Raw genomic sequence first — 1,832 nt, forward strand, 5'->3', positions numbered from 1 at the left:
CTTCAAATTGTAGAAAGCCGCTTCAGAAGTGAAGCGGCTTTTTTACGTCTGCAGAAAAGTAATATTCACATTCCCTTCTCTAAAGCGTAGCGTCTCTTAAGCGAAGCGCCTCTTTGTGGACAGTGTTTTGGTTATTCAATACACTGGCCTATGGTAGGTAACATTTCACTGTGACCCTCTACCGCTGTGGGCACTATGACATTACCAAGCCTCAAATAAGAGAAACCCGTTGCAGCAATGTGACGGGTTCTTTCTGTCTGGGGTTTAGTAAAAGCCAAGACTCCATGCCGAACTCAGTAGCCACACAAAACAGTGCGAAGGCGAGCGTCGTACAAGGCAGAACGGCACAACGTAATATCCCATTTTGCTATTTGACTCTCTACCGCTGTAGGCACCATGACATTACCAGGCTTCAAATAAGAGAAACCCGTTAAAGCAATGTGACGGGTTTTTTTGCTTTCTTGGATTTAGTAAATAGCCAAAACCCTATGCCGAACTCAGTAGCGGCTGCTGATGCATATCCTGTGCTCAACGGTATTTTAATTCCCATACATTATGCATAACAACGTCAAAGCGAGATCCGCACAAGTCAGCCTTTACACAATAATAATTTCTATTTCACGGTGACTTTTACAGATTTACTTCTCTATGTATTGATTTAAGTTTATAACAATATAAAAAATACTAGTGATACAATTAAGTGTATGGGCTAATACATCCTATAGAGATAAAGTTATTATTGGTTTTGTTTAACTTTACTTGTTAAAAATCCTTATGGGCTTTATGCTCTCCTTTTGTTAACGCTTTTACTCATTTAGGGTCCTCTATGTCTTTCCCCTTATTTATTGATGACTCACCTTCTTTAATAGAGTTTACTCGTATCTACCTTGCTTTGTTTTATACATTTGTAGCAGGCTTTTATACCTATAGAATTATTTATATGTCACGTACTGAGAAAGAAAACATTGTTTTTCCTGGAGTTAAGTATTGTGCAAGTTGGTGGAACCATACTGTGTTTAAGTTCTTTAGAGCCTTGATATGGTTTGTATGTGTATTGCGAGTGTTTGTTCCTTCACTTGATAATTACTTAGGGCTATTTGCTGGTTTGAATGATTGGCCCGGTGTTATGTTTGGCAATGTACTTTTGACAGCAGGTTTTGCTTTATCGATGCTTGTTCATTTTAATATGGCTTCATTATGGCGTTCAGGAGTTGATCCAAACGGTCCACGGGAATTAAAAACAAAAGGGTTATATCAGTTTTCTAGAAACCCAATGTATTTGGGCGTGATAGCCGCTCAAATTGGATTTTTCTTAGCGTTGCCAAGCTTATTTAGTTTAATATGCTTAGTCATTGGGGTCGCAGCTATATACAGGCAAACTCTGGTAGAAGAAAAGCATTTAACCGAGAGCTTTACAGTTGAATATAAACAATATTCACAGGTAGTGCCTCGCTGGTTTTAATTGCGCGTTATTCTTCAATGAACTCGCTGACAAACACCTTTTTTGAAACTGGTTTAGAAAAGTAATAGCCTTGAATATAATCACATTGCATCTGTTTTAGTAACATGTACTGCTCTTGTTTTTCTACTCCCTCAGCAACTACTTCTACATTTAAGTTATGGGCCATTGTGATAATAGCCCTTACTAGTGCAATGCTATTATCATTTTTTTCTATATCCTTTATAAATGAACGATCTATTTTAAGGATGTCGATATCTAATCGTTGCAAATATGCCAATGATGAGTAACCCACGCCAAAATCATCAATAGCAACATCTATTTGAAATTCACTTAGTCGCCTTAGCTGTCGCTTTATTTCTGAATCAGTTCT

Annotated in this window: 2 protein-coding genes; one reads left to right on the forward strand and one right to left on the reverse strand. The window is 37.7% G+C overall.

From position 1 onward, the window contains the following. Nucleotides 1–826: 826 nt before the first annotated feature. Complete coding sequence (locus P20480_RS05245) at nt 827–1,462, forward strand: methyltransferase family protein (RefSeq protein WP_008131379.1); 636 nt, start codon at nt 827–829, stop codon at nt 1,460–1,462. A 7-nt stretch (nt 1,463–1,469) separates the two neighbouring features. Here P20480_RS05245 and P20480_RS18510 read toward each other — a convergent pair. Then, the coding region (locus P20480_RS18510) for an EAL domain-containing protein (RefSeq protein ID WP_033025698.1) at nt 1,470–1,832 on the reverse strand (363 nt) is incomplete at its 5' end.

The sequence above is a fragment of the Pseudoalteromonas sp. BSi20480 genome (genome assembly GCF_000241365.1).
GTDB lineage: Bacteria > Pseudomonadota > Gammaproteobacteria > Enterobacterales > Alteromonadaceae > Pseudoalteromonas > Pseudoalteromonas marina.

Coding starts and splice junctions, on each gene's coding strand:
- P20480_RS05245 (WP_008131379.1), top strand. CDS start 827: ATGTCTTTCCCCTTATTTATTGATGACTCACCTTCTTTAATAGAGTTT.